This window comes from Mesorhizobium sp. M6A.T.Ce.TU.016.01.1.1, assembly GCF_003997065.1.
GTDB lineage: Bacteria > Pseudomonadota > Alphaproteobacteria > Rhizobiales > Rhizobiaceae > Mesorhizobium > Mesorhizobium mediterraneum.
On record NZ_RZTJ01000004.1, the window covers coordinates 31,180 to 50,627 of the forward strand.

A 19,448-nucleotide genomic window follows, 5' to 3' on the forward strand; every position below is an offset into this window, starting at 1 on the left:
GCAATTCAGGCCGAAAACTCTATATTTCCCGATAGGGAATGCGAATGATGAACGCGAAGGTGCAAAGCTTGAAAGCCTTTCTTGCGCGCGCCGGCCGGGTGGCCCTGGTCGAGGTGGCCGGAACAAAAGGCTCGACGCCACGCGAGAAGGGCGCCTTCATGCTCGTCTCGAGCGCGGCGATTTTTGGCACGATCGGCGGCGGCCAACTCGAATATATGGCGATCGACAAGGCGCGGCAGATGCTTTTCTCCCCCCTTGAGGGGGAGATGGCCGCGGAGCGGCCAGAGGGGGTCGGTAGAGGGAGCGCGCGACCTAAAAAAATGTCGAGCACTGCCGCGGCGACCCCACCCGGCGGCTTCGCCGCCACCCTCCCCTCAAGGGGGAGGGATATCCGAGCCACCCTCGACATCCCGCTCGGACCGGAAATCGGCCAATGCTGCGGCGGCAGGGTCGAGGTGCTGATCCGGCTGGTCGATGCTGCGCTGGCGCAAGAGCTTGTCGCGGCGGCGGAAGCCGCGGAGGCTCAACTGCCGCATGTCTACATATTCGGCGGTGGTCATGTCGGCCAGGCGTTGGCATCGGCGGTGGCCTTGCTGCCGGTGCGTGTCGCCGTTGTCGAGACGAGGGCCGAGGCGCTGGATGGCATGCCGGACACGATCGAAACCAGCCTGACGCCTATGCCGGAGGCGATGGTGCGCGAGGCTCCGGCCGGGAGCGCCTTCGTCATTCTTACCCACGACCACGCGCTGGATTTCCTGATCGCCACTGAGGCGCTGAAGCGCCGGGATGCCGCCTATGTCGGCATGATCGGCTCGAAGACCAAAAAGGCGACATTCAGGAGCTGGTTCCTGAAGTCGGCGGACGGCAGCGAGGCGGGATTTGCTCGCCTCGTCTCGCCGATCGGCGGCGAAACGGTCAAGGACAAGCGACCGCAAGTGATTGCGGCCTTGGCGGCGGCCGAGATCATGACGGCGCTGGCCGCTCACGCCGTCGCACCAGCGGCTCCGCACCCCGCCTCTCGTGGCAAGGCGATGGCCGCTGACGGCTAACATACTGCCGAGCTGCATTGTTCGTGCAGGCGCGCTTCCATAGCGTGCTGCTCAGATCGGCCGCTTCAGGCCCAGATGGTCGCGCAAGGTGCGGCCTTCGTACTCCGTGCGGAACAGGCCGCGCCGCTGCAATTCCGGCACGACGAGCGCGGCAAAGGCATCGAGTTCACCGGGAAACCAGGACGGCATGACGTTGAAGCCGTCAGCGGCGCCGCCCTCGAAGCGTGCCTCGAGTTCGTCGGCGATCTGAGCCGGCGTGCCGACGACGCGCCAGTGGCCGCGCGCGCCGGCGAAGTGGCGCGCAAGCTGCCGGATGGAGAGCTTGTCCCGGCGCGACTGATCGACGACGAGAGCTTGCCGGCTCTGCATGCCTTCGCTTGCCGGCAGCTCCGGCAATGGTCCATCGATGGGATAGCGCCACAGATCGGAAATGCTGAGATAGCTGGAAAGCAGCGCGATGCCGACATCGTCGGGGATCAACTCCTGCAATTCCTCGTATTTTTCCTGCGCTTCAGCCTCGGTTGCCGCCACGATCGGTGCGACGCCCGGCATGATCTTGATATCATCAGGCTCGCGCCCATAGGTCGCCAGGCGACCCTTGAGATCCTCGTAGAAGGATTTCGCCTCCTCGAATGTCTGCGCCGCTGTGAACACGACGTCGGCGGTGCGGGCGGCAAGGTCCCGGCCAACGTCCGAGGCGCCGGCCTGAACCATCACTGGCGCGCCCTGGGGGGAGCGCGGCAGGTCGAGCGGGTCGCGAACAGAAAAGCTCTGGCCGTCGTGACCGGATCCGGAAGCCCCATCGAGCTTGCCGTGCCAAAGTCCGGTGACGACTTCGGCGAATTCACGCGCGCGCTCATAGCGATCGGCATGCGGGCGCAGGCCGGTCGAGCCGAAATTGGCGGCTTCGATGTGGCTGGCGGAGGTAACCAGGTTCCAGCCGGCGCGCCCACCGCTCAGATGGTCGAGCGACAAGAAGGTCCGCGCCAGCCCGTAAGGCTCGTTGTAGCTCGTCGATGCCGTGGAGACGAGGCCGATGTGGCTGGTCTGGACTGCGAGAGCCGAAAGCAGGCTGATCGGCTCAAAGCCGATCGAGCGCGAGGTCTGGCTAGCGATATTGACATTGGCCTCGCGCACGCCGGCAGCGTCCTCGCAGAAGAGCATATCGAACTTCGCCGCCTCCGCCGTTCGCGCCAGCTGGATGTAGTGCTCGATGTCGACGCCCGCTGTCACATGCGCTTTTGGGTGGCGCCAGGCGGCGATGTGGTGGCCTGTTGCCCAAAGGAAGGCGCCGAGCTTCATCTGACGGGCGGTCATTGTCCCTCCTCCCCGACCAGTCCGAGATGGGAGCGAAGCGTCGCGCCGGGATAATCCGACCGGAGAAGGCCGCGGCGACGAAGCTCCGGCAGCACGTGATCGACGAAATCGTCGAGCACAGACAGCGCCGGCGGCATGAGTATGTTGAAACCGTCGCAGCTTTTCGATCGGAAGGACTCTTCGAGCTTGTCTCCGATCAGGTCCGGCCTGGCGGCCATTTCAGCACTCGGCGCGACGTTCATCAGCACCTTTATCGCGCCAGGACTACGCCCGAACGCAAGTGCGCGGCGCTTCAGATCGTCAGCCTTCGCGCCCACGACCGATGGCTCGTCCAACAGGATGACGTCGGCGACGCGGGCGCCGATATCCATGTCGGCCTCCGACAGGCCAGACATGACGAGCACCGGCATATCCTGCGGCGACCGCGCAACATTCAGCGGGCCGCCCACAGAGAAAAACTCGCCCTTGTGGTCGAGCAGGTGCATCTTTTCGGGATCGAAGAAGCGGCCGCCGCTTTTGTCGAACAGCAGGGCATCCGTATCCCAGCCTTGCCACAAGCCCTGCACGATGCCGATGAATTCCTCCGCACGTCGGCGGAAGTCGTCGCCGGAAAACCCTTCCGGACGGCTGAAATTGGCTGCCTCGCGCGGATCGGGGAACATGCTCGCGTTCCAGCCGGCACGGCCATGGCTGATGACGTCGAGCGAGGCGAAACGGCGCGCCAGATTGTAGGGCTGGTGGGCAACCGTCGACGCGGCGGCGATCAGGCCGATCCTGCTTGTGACCGTCGCCAGCGCCGCCAGCAGGGTCGTCGCTTCGAAGGGCACTTGCCGGTTCGGCGCGTCGCCGCGTGCAGCGGGCGCGGAATCGGCAAGAACCACCATGTCCAAGCCGGCTGCTTCGGCCTTTTGCACGAACCGGGCCAGAAGGCTGAAATCCGGGCCGGCGTCGGACGGATGGGAGGGCGCGGCTTCCGGAACCAGTGAAACGGCAAGATGCATTGTGGCGCCGTCGGCCATCGGTCTTCCCTGGTGAGTGAGATTCCGCAGGAATTATCTTCACCAGCTGGACGGAAAGCAACCGGCCAGTCGGCGATCATTTGCCGGCCAGAATATCCTTGATCAGCCGCTGACAGCGCTCGGCCATGAAGTCGAGCAGCAGCCGCACCTTCGGGTCCTGCAGCTTCTTGTGCGGATAGACGGCGGCGAACTGCACCGGCGTCGGCGGCGTGTCGGACAGGATCACCTTCAGCCGCTGGTCGCGGATGAACGGCTCGACCTCGAATCGCGGCTTGTTGATGATGCCGCGGCCGGACAGCGCCCAGCCGGTCAGCACGTCGCCATCGTCCGTGTCATAGGGTCCGTGCACTTCGAATTTTCGCGGGCCGTCGGCCGTCTGCAGCGTCCAGACGTATTCGCGCGCGCCGGAATAGCGCAGCATCAGGCAGTCGTGCTTCTTGCCGATCAATTCCTGCGGCTCGGTCGGCTCGCCACGCGCCTCCAGATATTTCGGTGCCGCCACCAGCACCCGTTCGCACTCCATGATCCCGCGCATCCTGAGGCTGGAATCTTCGATGATGCCCAGCCGGAAGGCGACATCGATGCCTTCCTTCATAATGTCGACATTGTGGTCTGAAAGTCTCAACCGAACCTCGATATCAGGATATTTGTCGTGGAAATCGGGGATGCCCGACGCCACCAGCCGGCGGCCGAGGCCGAGCGGCGCTGTCACTTTTATGGTGCCGCGCGGCTGGCCGGATAAGGCGCTGACCGCAGCCTCCGCCTCGGTGACCGCCTCCAGCACCTGCTTGGCGCCGGAGTAGAACACGGTGCCGTGCTCGGTCGGCATCAGCTGCCGGGTCGTGCGGTTGAACAGCCTGACACCAAGATGCTTCTCGAGCTCCTTGATGCGGTTGGAGGCGACCGCCGGCGAGATGCGCATGTCGCGGCCCGCCGCCGACAAATTGCCAAGCTCGACGACGCGGACGAAGACGGCGATGTTGTCGAGGTAGGCCATGCGGGTTTCGTGGCTCTCATGCAGCTGCGTGTAACGAGCCTAGTATTTTCCAATTTTTTTTGAAAGTCATCGTGCAGCTCGGCCCTTTCCGTTTGCGCTCCAGCCCGTAAAGTCACCCAATCGGCAGGGACGATCTTTCAATGATGGATTTCGCGATTTTCTGGGACTGGCTGAGTTTCGCCGTGCGCTGGCTGCATGTCGTCACCGGCATCGCCTGGATCGGCTCATCCTTCTATTTCGTCGCACTCGATCTCGGCCTGCGCCAGCGTCCGGGCATGCCCGCCGGCGCCTTCGGCGAGGAATGGCAGGTGCATGGCGGCGGCTTCTACCACATCCAGAAATATCTGGTGGCGCCGGCCGAGATGCCCGAGCACCTGACCTGGTTCAAATGGGAATCCTACGCCACCTGGCTGTCAGGCTTTGCCATGCTGTGCGTCGTCTACTATGCCGGGGCGGACCTCTTCCTGATCGATCCCAATGTGCTTGCCATGTCGGTGCCTACAGGCATCTTGCTGTCGCTGGCGACGATCGGCGTCGGCTGGGTGGTCTATGATCTCTTGTGCCGCTCGCCGCTCGGCAAAAGCGACACCGGCCTGATGCTGGTGCTCTACGCCGTGCTGGTGTTCATCGCCTGGGGTCTTACCCATTTGTTCACCGGCCGCGCCGCATTCCTGCATCTTGGCGCCATCACAGCGACGATCATGTCGGCCAATGTCTTCATGGTCATCATCCCGAACCAGAAGATCGTCGTCGCCGACCTAATCGCCGGTAGGAAGCCAGATCCGAAATACGGCAAGATCGCCAAGCAGCGCTCGCTGCACAACAATTACCTGACCCTGCCTGTTTTGTTCCTCATGCTGTCGAACCACTACCCGCTGGCGTTCGGAACTGAGTTCAACTGGGTGATCGCCTCGCTGGTGTTCATCATCGGCGTGCTGATCCGGCATTATTTCAACACCATGCATGCGCGCAAGGGCAACCCGACCTGGACTTGGCTGGCTGCCGCCGTCCTGTTCGTCGTCATCATGTGGCTGTCGACGGTGCCGAAAGTGCTGACCGGCGAAGCCAAGGCGTCCTCGGCGGCACAAATCTATGTCGCCTCGGCGCATTTTCCCGCCGTGCGCGACACAGTGCTTGGCCGCTGCTCGATGTGTCATGCGCAGGAGCCGTCCTACGAGGGCATCTATCACGCGCCAAAAGGTGTGATGCTCGACACGGACGCCGGTATCGCCGAGCAAGCCCGCGAGATCTACCTGCAGGCCGGCCGCAGCCACGCCATGCCGCCCGCCAACGTCACGCAGATTACCGACAAGGAACGGGCACTGCTGGTGGCATGGTTCGAGGAGGCGGAGAAATAAGCATGATCAGCACACTCCTGCGCGGCCGCACACTGTCCTTTCTGCGCTGGCCTGAGACCGTCGACGACCATCCCGCCTGGCGCTACGAGGAGGACGGCGGCCTGCTGATCCGCGACGGCAGGATCGCAGCCGCCGGCACCTATGCCGAGGTCGAGAAAAAGGCTGATGAAGGCGCAAAAAAGATCGATCACCGCCCACATCTGCTGCTGCCGGGCTTCATCGACGCGCATGCGCATTTTCCGCAGATGCAGGTCATCGCCTCCCATGGCGCGGAACTGCTCGACTGGCTGAACACCTATACTTTTCCTGAGGAAACCAAATTCCAGAACGCCCAGCATGGCCGCCGCATTGCCAGGCTGTTTCTCGATGAGGTGGTGCGTCACGGCACGACGACAGTCGCCGCCTATTGCTCGGTCCACAGGGAGTCCGCCGAAGCGTTCTTCGCCGAGTCGCATGACCGCAACATGCTCAACATCGCCGGCAAGGTGATGATGGACCGTAACGCGCCGGAGGGTGTGCTCGATACAGCGCAATCGGCTTATGACGATAGCAAGGCGCTGATCGCCGATTGGCACGGCAAGGGACGCCAGCATTATGCCATCACGCCGCGCTTCGCCATCACCTCGTCACCCGAGCAGTTGGAAATGGCGGGCGCGCTCTGCCGCGAATATCCTGATCTGCACATGCAGACGCACCTGTCGGAAAACCACGCCGAGATTGCCTTTACGCTGCAGCTCCATCCAAAGGCGCGCGACTATACCGACGTCTACGAGCACTACGGGCTGCTCGGGCGCAAAAGCTTGTTCGGCCACTGCATTCATCTGTCGGAACGCGAGGCGGATTCGCTTTCGGATTCAGGCTCGGTGGTGGTGTTCTGCCCGACCTCGAACCTGTTTCTCGGCTCGGGCCTGTTCGATTATCAGCGCTACCGCACGCGAGACAAAGCTCTCCGCATCGCGGCCGCCACCGATGTCGGCGGCGGCACCAATTACTCGATGCTGCGCACCATGGACGAGGGCTACAAGGTGATCGCGCTGAACGGCGAAAAGCTCAACCCGTTCCAGTCGTTCTGGCAGCTCACCCGCGGCAATGCCGAGGCGCTGTCGGTCGTGGAAAGAATCGGCACGCTGGACCAAGGCAGCGATGCCGATATCATCGTGCTCGACGCCCGCGCCACGCCGGCGATGCGGCTGCGGATGGAGACGGCGGACACGCTGGCGGAGGAATTGTTTATGCTGCAGACGCTCGGCGACGACCGCGCCGTGCGCGAAGTCTATGTCGCCGGGCGGGCGGCGAAGAGCGATATGGCGGTTTAGCTATCCCGCACGTTCCGTCTTGACCGGGCGGCAGCCATCGGTCAAAGCCTGCAGCGAAGTTGACAGGGGAACGACATGGCCGTTGCGGACGACATCGCTCTGATCAAGAAACAGGAAGCCACGCTTGTCTTTCCCGTCTTCGACGAGGCTGTTGCCTTCAAGATCGGCTCGGCGATCCGCGACCGAGCGCTAGCCGAAGACCTGCCGATCATCGTCGACATCAGGACCTTCGACCGGCCGCTGTTCTATGCAGCGATGCCAGGCTCGAACGCCTCCAATCCGGACTGGGCGCGGCGCAAGATCAACGTCGTGCGCCGGTTTTTGAGAAGCACCTACCGCCTGGTGCTGGAGCAACAGCGCCCCGACCGCAGCTTCAAGCCGGGCGAGGGCCTCGACATATCAGACTATGTGCTTGCCGGTGGCGGCTTTCCCGTAACGGTCAAAGGTGCCGGCGTGATCGGTGTGATCGCGGTCTCGGGCTTGCCGGAGCGCGAGGATCACGGCGTCGTCGTCGACGCGTTGTGCAGCCATCTCGGTGTCGACGGGCGCCAATTGGCACTGCCGCCGGAAGCAAAATGACTGAGATCGATCCCAAGACCTTCCTCACCGCCATTTTCAACGCCGCCGTCGCCGCTGCCGATCCCCAGAGAACCATCAGGGATCGTCTGCCGGCAATGCCGAAAGGGCGCACCATCGTCATCGGCGCCGGAAAAGGCTCAGCGCAGATGGCGGCGGCATTCGAAAAAGTATGGGACGGGCCGATCGAAGGGCTGGTCGTCACCCGCTACGGCTATGGCGCGACCTGCCAGCGCATCGGGATCATCGAGGCGGCGCATCCGGTGCCGGACGCAGCCGGTCTCGAAGCCTCGCGCCGGCTGCTCGAAAAGGTGCAGGGGCTGACCGCGGACGATCTGGTCGTGGCGCTTATCTCGGGTGGCGGCTCGGCGCTGCTGCCGTCGCCTGCTGGAGGTCTGACGCTGGCCGACGAGATCGCCGTCAACGAGGCGCTGCTCGCCTCCGGCGCGCCGATCGCCGCAATGAACACCATCCGCAAGCATGTATCCACGATCAAGGGCGGCAGGCTGGCGGCGGCAGCATATCCCGCCAAGGTGGTGTCGCTGGTCGTCTCCGACATTCCGGGCGACAATCCGGCGCTGGTCGCTTCCGGCCCGACCGTTCCCGATTCCGGCAGCCGCGAAGACGCATTGGCGTCGATCGCCGCCTATGACATGAGACTGCCGGCCGCGGTGATGGCGCATATCAATTCGCCGGCCGCAGAGGCGCCGTGCGGCGACGATCCGCGTTTTTCGCGCAATGAAGTGCATCTGATCGCCTCGGCCGGCGTGTCGCTGGAAGCGGCTGCGGCCGAAGCCAGACGCCAAGGCATCGAAGCGGTCATCCTCTCCGATTCCATCGAGGGCGAGGCGCGCGAGGTGGGCGGCGTCCACGCCGCGATCGCGCGTGAGGTGGCGACGCGCAACCGGCCTTTCCCAAAGCCGGTGCTGATCCTGTCGGGCGGCGAGACGACAGTGACCGTGCGCACAAAAGGCAAGGGCGGCCGCAACTCGGAATTCCTGCTTGCCTTCGCAATCGGCATCAGCGGCATGGCGAGCGTCCACGCGCTGGCCGCCGACACCGACGGCATCGACGGCTCTGAGGACAACGCCGGCGCCTTTGCCGACGGTTCGACTGTGGCGCGGATGCGGGCGGCAGGCGTCGATGCCAAGGCGATGCTTGCCGGCAACAATGCCTGGACGGCATTCAATGCTATTGGCGATCTTTTCGTGCCCGGCCCGACCGGGACGAACGTCAATGATCTCCGGGCGATACTGATCAGATAGGTTCAGGCGGCCATCAGCGTCTTCACCGCCTTCATATCCTTCAGGAACCGCTCGCGTTCGGCCTGTTTGTCCGCCGGCTCGCGGATACGCAGGATGAAGGACGGATGGATCGTGACGAACACACGCAGGCCATCCTCGCGCTCCACGACCGCGCCGCGCATCTTCATGATCGGCACGACTTTACCGAGCAGTGACTGCGCCGCCGTTGCGCCGAGCGCCACAGCCAGATTGGGTTTTACCAGATCGAGCTCTTTGTCGAGCCACCAGCGGCAGGCCTGCACCTCGCCGGCATTCGGCTTGGAGTGGATGCGCCGCTTGCCGCGCGGCTCGAATTTGAAATGCTTGACCGCGTTGGTGACATAGACTTTCAGCCGGTCGACGCCGGCTTCGTCCAGGATTGCGTCGAAGACCTTGCCAGCAGGCCCGACGAAAGGTTTGCCGGCCAGATCCTCCTGGTCGCCGGGCTGTTCACCGACGAAAATCACCTTGGCCTTATCAGGGCCTTCGCCGAACACGGTCTGTGTCGCATTGCGCCACAGTGAACATCGGCGGCAGGCTTTCGCCACTTCGCTGAGTTCGGGAATGGTGCTTGCGCCGTCGTCTTCCGCCGTCTCAGGCAATTCAGGCTTGGGCCAGCGTCTTGCCTGCACCTTGGCGTGGCGTGGCGCGGGATTTGTCTGCATCCTGGCGATCATGGCTGATGCGGCCTTGTCCGCTGCTGCGATCAGATGCGGAATGAGCGAAGCCCCGGAAAGGTTCCTTCAAATAGCTCGGACCCGGCTTTCGCCGGGAGAATGACCGGCGATGCGATCCTCACACCTCATGCAGATAGAGATGATAATCCAACTCGCTGACGGTGCGCGCCACCCGCAGATATTCGGATTGCTTGATCGCAACGAATGTCCGGTGCAGGTCTTCGCCCAACGCTCCTTTGAGGAACGTCGACGCGCGAGCGGCCTCGATCGCGGCGCGCCAGTCTACCGGCATGGTCGTGCGCGTGATTGCCGATTCGTAGCCATTGCCGGTGGTTTCGGGGCCGGGGTCGAGTCCTTCGTCGAGACCCCTGGTGATGCCGGCCAGCACGGTAGCGGCGACCAGATAGGGGTTTGCGTCGACGCCCGACGGCCGGTGCTCGATGCGCCGGTTTTTCGCATCGCCTGCCGGCACGCGCAGCGCCACCGAGCGGTTGTTGACGCCCCAGGTCGGCGCCACTGGGGCATAGGATTGCGAGACGAAGCGACGCCATGAATTGGCGTGCGGTGCGAACACCAGCATCGATTCGGCCATGGTCTGGATGAGGCCGCCCAGTCCGCGCAGCAGCGGCAAGGACCAGGTCTCGCCGCTGGCTTCAGCGAAGACGTTCTTGCCGGCCTTGTCCTGCAGCGAGACATGGAAATGCATGCCGGAGCCGGCATATTTCTCGATCGGCTTGGCCATGAAGCAAGCGGTGACGCCGTGGCGGCGCGCCTGTGCCCGCACCAGCCGCTTCAGCATGACGAGATCATCGGCCGCCTGCATCACATCCTGGCGATAGTTCAGCGTCAGCTCGTACTGGCCGGGCGCATATTCGGAAATGACCGTCTCGGCCGGGATGCCTTGCACCTTGGCCGCGGCATAGATGTCGGAAAACAGCGGTTCCATGCCGTGCAGATGGTCGACGGAATAGACCTCGGTCTTGGCCGAGCGTCGGCCGTCGAGGACCGCGTTCGCCGGTCGCACCTTACCGTCGGCGTCGCGCTCGTTGGCGAGCAGGAAGAATTCGAGCTCGAAGGCGCCGGCAGGATGCAGGCCCTTGGCCGCCAGTATCTCCACCTGCCGGGCCAGCGCCAGCCGCGGATCGGAGGACATGGGCTGACCGTCGAGATGATACATCGCCATCAGCACCTGGCCGCGCGGCGGCTGTGTACCGAACAGCGGCACCAGCGTGCCGGGGATCGGCCATGCCCGCAGGTCGCCGTCGCCGGTCGTCCAGATCAGTCCGGTCTCGTGAACGTCCTCGCCGGTGATATCGAGGCCGAGGATGGATATCGGCATGTGCCGGCCGCCCTCGAAGATGCTCATCAACTCGTGCCGGCGCACGATCTTGCCGCGGCCGACACCATTGGCGTCAGTCAGCACGATGTCGAACGCTTCGATCTCCGGGTGGGCGTCGAGAAAGGTTTGCGCCTCGGCGGGCGTCGAGCCCGAAGGGGAGGCGATGATGGCGTTCAAAGTTTGCTTGTGCGCTTCTCTCATGCGCTAGCTTGTCTCATGCCGCGAGCCTTGCCGCAACCGCGCCGAAGGCGGTGATCAGGCGGTTGACCTGGGTGGCGCTGGTCGCCGGCGAGATCAGCATCATGTTGTGGAACGGCGCGATCAGCACGCCGCGATTGACCAGCGCGACATGGATCGCCGCTTCGAGCTCCGGCGCGTGCGCTGTTTCCGCCTCGCCGTCATTCCTCAACGGGCCGGGTGCGCAGATGAACTCGACGCGCGCGCCGACTCGAGCGACATGCCAGGGCAGGCGGTAGCGGTCGATGACAGCGGTCAACCCGGCGTCGAGCCGCCGCGCCAGGTGGTCCATATGGCTGTAGCTCTCGTCGGTCATCACTTCTTCGAGCGTGGCGCGCATTGCGGCGAATTGCAGCGGATTGGCCGAGAGCGTCGTGCCCATGCCGGAATAGCCTGGCTGTTTCTGGCTATTATAGGCAGCATAGCGCGTGGCGACGTCGTCGCTCATGCCCCACACGCTGGCCGGAACGCCGCCGGCGATCGGCTTGCCGAGCACGAACAGGTCAGGCTCCAAGCCGTGTTTCTCGGTGTAGCCGCCCGGACCGGTCGAGATCGTGTGCGTCTCGTCGATCAGAAGCAGGGTGCCGGCCGCGTGGGTGAGACGTCGCAGCGCGTCGTGGAAGCCATGATCTGGCAGCACCATGCAGGAGTTGGTCAGCACCGGCTCGGCGATGACGCAGGCGATATCCCCGTCCCGGAGCGCGGCCTCAAGCGCCGGCACATCGTTGAACTCGATGACATCGGTTGTCCGGGTCAGGTCGCGAAATTCGCCGGCCAGTCCCGGCCGGTTGCCCGGTCTGCCGTCGACCAGCCGCACCATCGTCTCGTCGACCGAGCCGTGATAGCAGCCGTTGAAGACTAGGATCTTTTCCCGGCCGGTGATGGCGCGGGCAACGCGCAGCGCAAAGCGGTTGGCATCGGTCGCCGTCGTCGCGATCTGCCAGAACGGCAGGCCGAAGCGCTGTTGCAGCAGTGGGCCGATGGCGAGTGCATCCTCCGAAGGCAGCATGTAGGTGAGGCCGCGTCCAGCCTGCCGGCGGATGGCGCGGGCGACCGGCGGCGGCGAATGGCCGAACATCGAGCCGGTATCGCCGAGGCAGAAATCGTCGAGCCTGTTGCCGTCGATATCGGTGATGGTGGCGCCCTTTGCGCTGCCGACCAGGATCGGGAATGGCGTCGGCCAGTCGTTCATCCAGTGCATCGGCACGCCGCCGAAGAAGCCCGGCAGACCATTGCCGGCCTTCGCTGCCGATTTTGGCCGTGCCTTGCGGAAGGCTTCGGCCTCGGTCTCGCGCAGATCGGCGATGCGGGCAGTGCTGATGCCGCCGATGGATGTCTTTGAATGGTCGATTGTATGCATGAAGGCCCCTCTCGTACGTCACTCTAGCCAATCGGCATCCGGAACCGCAATTGGCCGCGCGGCCGCCCTGCATTGGTTCAGCGGCCACGATAGAAGAGGACTGGCGCTTGACCTCAGGGCATCCTCCAGCATCAATGCGGGTGGGTATGTGGCTTGGGGGAGAAAAGATGCGGACGATCTTCTGTGTAACAACGCTGCTGCTGTCGGCCGGCACGGCCTTCGCCACCGGCGGCATCTGGTGCTCAGCCGAGGATAATGCGGCGGTGAAATTCGAGGTCGAAGCCGGCGTCACCAGAGGCATGGGCGGTCCAACGTTCAATTTCCGCGGCGACCTCGAAATTCTTGGCAGGCCCGTTGGCGACGATCTGCGCAAGACCATGTTCGAGGATTCCAACCTCACGCAATACTGGCTCGACGGCAAGGAACTGCGGCTGCTCGTCTATCGTGAGCACGAGGTCGCAAACACCTATAGCTCAGTCGAACTGACGATCCTGACCAAGGCCAGCGAGGAAGGCGTCTATGACGGGCGCTATTCGCTTGCCATCTATGACGGCGCGGCTGCCGCGGACAAAGACGGCAAGCCTGTCGAATTGACCGGCAAGGTCTCCTGCGGGGCCGAGTAGAACTCCCGGCTAGTTATGCCGAAATATCGATAACGCCGCAGTCGCCGGCCGCACTGCCGAAGGCGACGCGCCGCTCTTGCCTGTCCCACATCATCGAGGTGATGGCGCCCTTGCCCGGCCGGCGCAACAGCACTTCCTTGGCGTCGGTGAAGCGCACGGCCATTACCATGCCGTCGTCATAGCCGACGGCGACGACGTCCTGGCTTGGATGGCAAGCGACCGAGGTCACCATGGCGTTGCCGCGCGTGCCGAGCTCCAGCGGCGCTTTGCCCATCGGCCCGTCCTTGCCCGAAAAAGGCCAGACGATCGCCGCCGGCGCGCCGGAACTGGCCAGCCATTTTCCCTTGGCGCTCCACGACAGGCTTTTGACCTTGCCGGGATAGCCGCTCATGCGCATGTGCTTGCCGTCGGCCAGCTTCCAGCCATGCAGCGCGTTTTCCTGCATGGTGGTGACGAGGAAGGCGCCGTCCGGCGAGAAGGTGATGCCGGTGTGGGCGCCGGCCCATTCGAGCTCGACAGGCTTGCCGTCGGCCGCCGGGAAATGCAGCGTCGCGCCATTGTAGCGGGCGACGCCAAAGCGCATGCCCTTGGGCGAGAACGCCAGCCCCTCGACCGAACGCGGATGCAAGAATTCCCTGGTCTTGCCGTCGGCGAAGCGCACATACGCGGTCTTGCCCGAGGCGTAGGCAATGGCGCCTTGCGGCCCGGCAGCGACGCTGGTGATCCATTTTTTGCCGGCGCTTGCCAGTTCCGCCGCATTGCCGCCGGCGGTGACGGCAAAGACCTTGCCGTCCTCGCCGCCGGTGATCAGCCGGTCGTTGGCCGCGTCGTGGAAGGCCGCGAGCAAGCCGTCATTGGCCTGCACAGTCTTGTGGCCATGGTCGAGCCGATGGATGGTGCCGTCGGCCAGGGCAAAGTGCGGCACGTTGTCAAGGAAGACGGCGGCGATGCAATGGCCATCGAGATCAAGCGGGGCGACTGTGGGCATGCGAGCTGTTCCATTAGAGATCGTTGTGGTCGCCTTGCCGCCGCAGAGGAATCGTTAGCGTGGCTAGGTGCGACGCGACCTTCTCCCCTTGTGGGAGAAGGTGGATTGGTGCGCAGCGCCAAGACGGTTGAGGGGTGCTGGACGAAACGCCGTCAGTGCCAAGCTGGAACACCCCTCATCCGACCGAGCTTCGCTCGGCCACCTTCTCCCACAAGGGGAGAAGGAAGAAGGGCCAGCGCTATCGTTATAAGGTTTGGAAATCAAGCGGCCTGGCAGGCGTCAAAACTCTTCTTCAGCCGCTCGGCATCGAGCTCGCGGCCGATGAACACCAGCCGGCTCTCGTGCTTCTCGCCGTCCTTCCAGGCGCGCTGGTGGTCGCCCTCGATGATCATGTGCACGCCCTGGATGACATAGCGCTCATCATCGCCCTTGAGCGCGATGATGCCTTTCAGCCGCAGGATGTTCGGGCCTTCCATCTGGGTGATCTTCTCGATCCACGGGAAGAATTTCTTCGGGTCCATCTCGCCGCCGCGCAACGAGACCGATTGCACCGTCACGTCATGGATATCGGAAGGGTGCGCGTGATGATGGTGATCGTGCCCGTCGTGATCATGGTGGTGGCCATCGTGATCGTGATGGTCATGTTCATGGTGATCATGATCGTCATGCGCCTCGAGGAAATGCGGGTCGTTCTCCAGCGCCCGCGAAAGATCGAAGGCACCGCGGTCCAGCACCTCGGACAACGCTACGCCGGCGCGCGTGGTGCGGTGGATCCTGGCCGCCGGGTTGATCGCGCGGATCGTCGCCTCGACCTTGCTCAGCTCCTCCGGCGTGACGAGATCGGTCTTGTTGAGCACGACGACATCGGCAAAGGCGATCTGGTCCTCGGCTTCACGGGAATCCTTCAGCCGCAATGGCAGATGCTTGGCGTCGACCAGCGCCACCACCGCGTCGAGCCTGGTCTTGGAGCGCACATCGTCGTCCATGAAGAAGGTCTGCGCCACCGGCACCGGATCGGCGAGGCCGGTCGTCTCGACCACGATGGCGTCGAAGCGGCCTGGCCGGCGCATCAGGCCCTCGACGACGCGGATCAGGTCGCCGCGCACCGTGCAGCAGACGCAGCCATTGTTCATCTCGTAGATTTCCTCGTCGGATTCCACGATCAGCTCGTTGTCGATGCCGATCTCGCCGAACTCATTGACGATGACGGCGTAGCGCTTGCCGTGGTTTTCCGAAAGGATGCGGTTGAGCAGCGTGGTCTTGCCGGCGCCAAGATAGCCGGTGAGAACGGTTACGGGGATCTGCGTCGTCTGTGCATCGCTCATGTTGGGCCTCGAAAAGGATTGTTGGCTCCATATAGGATGTGCGCCTCGCTTTTGCACGCAGCAAACCAATGGGCCAAACAGGTCGCCAACATTGCCGAACTTTCATTAGTGCGGGCTGGCCTCACTGCCTAGATAAGAACAAGGTGAGTTGCTCGACAAGAATGAAGGTGGCGCCGGATGCCCGACAATCCATCCTTATTTCCATTGAACCGGCGTCGGGCGCTCGGCCTCATCGCCGTCACTGCCGGCGGCGGCATTTTCCTTCCAGCTGCAAGGGCCGAAGAAGCCTCGCCCTTTGCCGGGCTTGCCCTGTTCGATAGTGGCGCCGGCGTCTGCGCGATCACGCCGGAGACGACCGAGGGACCGTTCTATTTCGACCCGAAGCTCGAGCGCGCCGATATCACCGAAGGCAAAGCGGGCATTGCCCTCAATGTACGGCTGCAGGTGGTCGACGCGGGCTGCCAGCCGCTTGCCGGCGCGCGCGTCGACATCTGGCATTGCGATGCGCAGGGGCATTATTCGGGCTATCCGGGACAAGGTGACGGCCAGGATGTCGACACGTCAGGCCAGAGTTTTCTGCGCGGCTGGCAAAAGACGGACGACACCGGCATCGTTTCCTTCGCCACCATTTATCCCGGCTGGTATCGCGGCCGCACCACCCACATCCACTTCAAGGTCTTCCCCAACGACAATTCGGTGATGACCGGCCAGCTGTTTTTCCCCGACAGCCTGAGCGAGCAGATATTCACCACTGTCGCGCCCTACACCGACCGGTCCGGCAGGCGGGATACGCTGAATGCCAGGGACGGTATCGCCCGGCGCGCCGGGCCGCTGTCGCAGGCGGCGCTGCGTGAGGTGGCGGACGCCTACCAGGCGTTGATGATCGTCGCGGTAAAGGCTGATTGAGTCTCGTTTCGTGTGTGCGGCGCTCCTGCGGAAAGCTCCCACCTGCACTGAAAAGTCGTTTGTCATCTAACTGAAATAAACATCTGGCATTAGCCACGGCGGACATCGCATTGCTTGCCGGCAAAGCTGTTTTGCAGAGCCGGATCTTTTTGATCGTCGATTGCCAACCGGGCGGCTGCCTCTATGCTGTCCGCACCGGTTCGGCCGAAGAGGGATGACCATGGCCAAGGCGGACAAAACTGCGACAATGAGCCGGCTGCATTCGGCGGCGCGGCTGGCACGTACTGCGCTGGCGGCGCGGCTCCTAGGGCACGGCTTTTATGCCGGCCAGGACCAGATCATGCTGGCGCTCGACCGCGAGGACGGGCAGACGCCCGGCAATCTTGCCGGCCGCCTCGGTGTTCGCCCGCCGACCATCACCAAGACCATCAACCGGCTTCAGGCGCAGGGTTTCCTGGAAAAGCGCGCCTCGGCCGCCGATGCCCGCCAGGCCCATATCTTCCTGACCGACACCGGCCGCGAAATCATTCACGCCATCGAGAAATCGGTGAAGAAGACCGAGAAGCAGGCGCTGAAAGGTCTCGACAAAAAGGACCAGAAGGCGCTGTTCAAGCTGCTCGCCCGCGTTGAGGCGAACCTCTCGAACGGGGAGATGGTTCTCGTCGACGACGAGATCGACGCCGACGAATGATCCGCGGCTGACGCCATCAGGCAGCCGCTGCCGACGACCCATGGATCAAGGCCGACCAGCGGCCCGGCGTGACGCCGAACGCCTTCTTGAAGTGCCTGATAAAATGACTTTGGTCACTGAAGCCGGCCGCAATCGCGATCTGCGCCAATGGTTCGTTCGCCTCGATCATGCGGCGTGCCCGTTGAAGCCGGCGCATCAAGAGAAAGCGATGCGGGCTGGTGGAGAAGGCGGCACGGAAATGCCGCGATAGGGCGTAGCGATCCAGCCCGGTGATCGCCTCCAGCTCCTCGGAACGGACGATACGGAAAACATTTTCTTCCAGATAGTCGCGTGCCAGGCTGGCTGCCCGCCAGGCTGTCCTTGGGATCGGTTTCGCCGGCAGGCCTGCATGCCGTGTCAGGCTTTGCATCAGCTGGGCAATGAAGTCGGCGACAAAAAGATCGTCCAGCTTCTGGTCCAAAGGCCCCAGCGCCGAAAGCAGCCTCGTGCGGAAAACTGGATCCGTCACCACGGCATCCCTGACGAAAGGCAGCGGTGCGTTGATCGTATCGAGGCAGTCCAGCACGACGGACGGCTCCAGATAAAGCATCCTGTAACGCAGGCCGTCTTCGGTGCCGGCACCGCCGTCGTGCAATTCGTCGGGATGCAGCACGATAATCTGGCCGGGCAGGCTGTGATGCGTCGCGCCGCGATAACGGAAGGTCTGCACGCCATGCAGCGTCACGCCGATGGCGTAGGTATCGTGACGATGGAGATCGAAGGCGCTGCCGTGGAACCGTGCCTCGATACGCTCCATGCCGACGGAATCGGGGGCCGAGATGACGCAGTTTTCAGCCACGTCAACGCACAAACGTCCAAGACCCTGAAAGGCCTCGCCATCTAGACCGTGTGACATCGCTTCATTCGCAAACCTTGAATGGTAAATGTCTCATGTTCGATACGAAATTTGCAATCGTGCTGCAGGACGATCTTCCCGTCTGGCAAAAGCTCAATGTCACCGCCTTCCTGACCAGCGGCATCGTCGCGCAGTATACAGAAATCATCGGCGAACCCTATCGCGACCGCGCCGGCAACATTTATAACCCGCTCTCGATCCAGCCGGTCATCGTGCTTTCGGCCGACCGCCCGACGCTCAGTGCGATCCACCGGCGGGCGCTGGACCGCGGCGTGACAACTTCGCTCTACGTCGACGAAATGTTTTCGACTGGACACGATGCCGCCAACCGCGCCGTCTTTGCCGAATTCGCGCCCGACGACGCCAAGGTCGTCGGCATCGCGCTGCGCGCCGAAAAGAAGCTTGTCGACAAGATCACCAAGGGCGCCCGTATGCATCCCTAGTGCATCGGCCCGAAAATCGTAGTCGGTCTTTTTGGCTTGCCGGCAAGTGGCAATTCCCGCAAAGGTGGGCTCTACCTCACTATCCGGCCCGAAATTGACTGCTCCCCCAACACAAGAAGAAAGCGCGACGCCTCCGGCGGCGATCCTTTGCATGCTTTCCGTCTATGTGTTTTTTACCTTTCTGGACACCAGCAGCAAATATCTTGTCCTGGCCGGGGCCTCGGCGTTGATCGTCGCCTGGGCTCGCTTCGCCGTCCACGTCGTGCTTGTCGGTATCTTTCTCCGCGGATGGCGCGAGCCGGCGCGCTTTCGCGCCAACAATTTGCCAGCGCATATCCTGCGCGGCGCCTTCCTGTTCGGATCGACCATTTGCAACGTCATGGCGCTGCGGACCCTGCAACTGGCCGAAACCACCTCGATTTACTTCTTCGCGCCGATGGTGATCACAGCACTCGCCGGTCCGCTGCTCGGCGAATGGGCCGGCTGGCGGCGCTGGCTGGCGATCCTGAGCGGCTTCGTCGGCGTCCTCATCATCACCCGGCCGGGCGTTGGCGTCTTTGGCCTTGGCCACCTCTTCGCGCTAGGCTCGATGCTGTCGAACTGTTTCTACGTCATCATGACGCGGCGCATGTCGGCCACGGAAACCTCGGAGAGCCTCATCCTCTTTTCGGCGCTGGCGCCCGCCGTGCTGCTCCTGCCGATGCTGCCGTTTTCGCTCTCCCTGCCGCAGGATGGCTGGCACTGGTTCATCTTGCTGATGCTTGGCGTCTTCGGCGCAATCGGCCACTGGCTCCTGGTTCAGGCCTATCGTCTCGCCACCACCACGGCACTGGCCCCCTATCCCTATTCGCAGATGATCTGGATGATCATTGCCGGCTGGATTGTCTTCAACCAGTTCCCCGATTGGTGGACGCTCGTCGGCGCGGCCGTCATCGTCGCCAGCGGCCTTTACATCGTCCATCGCGAGCACAGGCTCCGCGTGCGCAATCGCGCCGCCCTCGACGTCGAGATGGAAGCGCTGGCAAAAAAACTTTGATTTGCTCCCGATC

General features: G+C 63.4%; 19 protein-coding genes. 10 read left to right on the plus strand and 9 right to left on the minus strand.

Features of this window, described 5'->3' with window-relative positions; translation table 11 throughout:
• Positions 1-47 precede the first annotated feature (47 nt).
• Complete coding sequence (xdhC, locus tag EOC94_RS08925; protein ID WP_127290417.1) at positions 48-1,049, plus strand: xanthine dehydrogenase accessory protein XdhC; 1,002 nt, start codon at positions 48-50, stop codon at positions 1,047-1,049.
• 51 nt (positions 1,050-1,100) lie between these two features.
• Here the strand turns inward: xdhC and EOC94_RS08930 are convergent, their stop codons facing one another.
• From EOC94_RS08930 to EOC94_RS08940, 3 genes are all read right to left on the minus strand, one after another.
• Positions 1,101-2,366, minus strand: coding sequence for an LLM class flavin-dependent oxidoreductase (locus tag EOC94_RS08930; RefSeq protein WP_127289907.1), 1,266 nt, complete (start codon positions 2,364-2,366; stop codon positions 1,101-1,103).
• Positions 2,363-3,385: an LLM class flavin-dependent oxidoreductase gene (locus EOC94_RS08935; RefSeq protein WP_127289909.1), complete on the minus strand. Its 1,023-nt coding sequence runs from the start codon at positions 3,383-3,385 to the stop codon at positions 2,363-2,365. Before EOC94_RS08935 ends, EOC94_RS08930 begins: the two co-directional genes overlap by 4 nt.
• 76 nt (positions 3,386-3,461) lie before the next feature.
• A complete protein-coding gene (locus EOC94_RS08940; protein ID WP_095484394.1) occupies positions 3,462-4,382 on the minus strand; it encodes a LysR family transcriptional regulator in 921 nt (306 codons plus the stop codon).
• A gap of 140 nt (positions 4,383-4,522) precedes the next feature.
• Here EOC94_RS08940 and EOC94_RS08945 point away from each other — a divergent pair, with 140 nt between their 5' ends.
• From EOC94_RS08945 to EOC94_RS08960, 4 genes are all read left to right on the plus strand, one after another.
• Positions 4,523-5,740, plus strand: coding sequence for a urate hydroxylase PuuD (locus EOC94_RS08945; RefSeq protein WP_127289911.1), 1,218 nt, complete (start codon positions 4,523-4,525; stop codon positions 5,738-5,740).
• 2 nt (positions 5,741-5,742) lie between these two features.
• Positions 5,743-7,056, plus strand: coding sequence for a guanine deaminase (gene guaD, locus EOC94_RS08950; protein ID WP_127289913.1), 1,314 nt, complete (start codon positions 5,743-5,745; stop codon positions 7,054-7,056).
• A 75-nt stretch (positions 7,057-7,131) separates the two neighbouring features.
• Positions 7,132-7,635 carry a heme-degrading domain-containing protein gene (locus EOC94_RS08955; RefSeq protein WP_127289915.1) on the plus strand — a complete coding sequence of 168 codons (504 nt, stop codon included), beginning with the start codon at positions 7,132-7,134 and terminating at the stop codon, positions 7,633-7,635.
• Positions 7,632-8,897, plus strand: coding sequence for a glycerate kinase (locus EOC94_RS08960; protein ID WP_127289917.1), 1,266 nt, complete (start codon positions 7,632-7,634; stop codon positions 8,895-8,897). The genes EOC94_RS08955 and EOC94_RS08960 overlap by 4 nt, the downstream gene beginning before the upstream one ends.
• A 2-nt stretch (positions 8,898-8,899) precedes the next feature.
• Here the strand turns inward: EOC94_RS08960 and EOC94_RS08965 are convergent, their stop codons facing one another.
• The 3 genes from EOC94_RS08965 to EOC94_RS08975 form a co-directional block, all read right to left on the minus strand.
• Positions 8,900-9,634, minus strand: coding sequence for a UdgX family uracil-DNA binding protein (locus EOC94_RS08965; protein ID WP_337126997.1), 735 nt, complete (start codon positions 9,632-9,634; stop codon positions 8,900-8,902).
• 76 nt (positions 9,635-9,710) lie between these two features.
• Entirely contained in the window at positions 9,711-11,132 is a 1,422-nt protein-coding gene (locus EOC94_RS08970) for a glutamine synthetase family protein (RefSeq protein WP_127289921.1), read from the minus strand.
• A 13-nt stretch (positions 11,133-11,145) separates the two neighbouring features.
• The gene (locus tag EOC94_RS08975; protein WP_127289923.1) at positions 11,146-12,528 is read right to left on the minus strand and encodes an aspartate aminotransferase family protein; all 1,383 of its coding nucleotides are present in this window, start codon (positions 12,526-12,528) and stop codon (positions 11,146-11,148) included.
• Between the two features lie 167 nt (positions 12,529-12,695).
• Between EOC94_RS08975 and EOC94_RS08980 the strand changes: the two genes are divergently transcribed.
• Entirely contained in the window at positions 12,696-13,151 is a 456-nt protein-coding gene (locus EOC94_RS08980) for a hypothetical protein (RefSeq protein ID WP_127289925.1), read from the plus strand.
• 13 nt (positions 13,152-13,164) lie between these two features.
• Here EOC94_RS08980 and EOC94_RS08985 read toward each other — a convergent pair whose 3' ends face one another.
• Both EOC94_RS08985 and EOC94_RS08990 read right to left on the minus strand, forming a co-directional pair.
• Complete coding sequence (locus EOC94_RS08985; RefSeq protein ID WP_127289927.1) at positions 13,165-14,139, minus strand: WD40 repeat domain-containing protein; 975 nt, start codon at positions 14,137-14,139, stop codon at positions 13,165-13,167.
• A 260-nt stretch (positions 14,140-14,399) separates the two neighbouring features.
• Entirely contained in the window at positions 14,400-15,464 is a 1,065-nt protein-coding gene (locus EOC94_RS08990) for a GTP-binding protein (RefSeq protein ID WP_127289929.1), read from the minus strand.
• 177 nt (positions 15,465-15,641) lie between these two features.
• Here EOC94_RS08990 and EOC94_RS08995 point away from each other — a divergent pair, with 177 nt between their 5' ends.
• The gene (locus EOC94_RS08995) at positions 15,642-16,370 is read left to right on the plus strand and encodes an intradiol ring-cleavage dioxygenase (protein ID WP_127289931.1); all 729 of its coding nucleotides are present in this window, start codon (positions 15,642-15,644) and stop codon (positions 16,368-16,370) included.
• Between the two features lie 220 nt (positions 16,371-16,590).
• Positions 16,591-17,061: a MarR family winged helix-turn-helix transcriptional regulator gene (locus tag EOC94_RS09000; RefSeq protein WP_095484383.1), complete on the plus strand. Its 471-nt coding sequence runs from the start codon at positions 16,591-16,593 to the stop codon at positions 17,059-17,061.
• Positions 17,062-17,077: 16 nt separating this feature from the next.
• On the opposite strand, the gene EOC94_RS09005 is transcribed toward EOC94_RS09000, so the two are convergent.
• A complete protein-coding gene (locus tag EOC94_RS09005) occupies positions 17,078-17,956 on the minus strand; it encodes an AraC family transcriptional regulator (protein ID WP_127289933.1) in 879 nt (292 codons plus the stop codon).
• A 35-nt stretch (positions 17,957-17,991) separates the two neighbouring features.
• On the opposite strand from EOC94_RS09005, the gene EOC94_RS09010 reads away from it, so the two are divergent.
• A complete protein-coding gene (locus tag EOC94_RS09010) occupies positions 17,992-18,399 on the plus strand; it encodes a DUF2000 family protein (RefSeq protein ID WP_095484381.1) in 408 nt (135 codons plus the stop codon).
• A gap of 151 nt (positions 18,400-18,550) precedes the next feature.
• Positions 18,551-19,435: a DMT family transporter gene (locus EOC94_RS09015; RefSeq protein ID WP_185928195.1), complete on the plus strand. Its 885-nt coding sequence runs from the start codon at positions 18,551-18,553 to the stop codon at positions 19,433-19,435.
• Positions 19,436-19,448 lie beyond the last annotated feature (13 nt).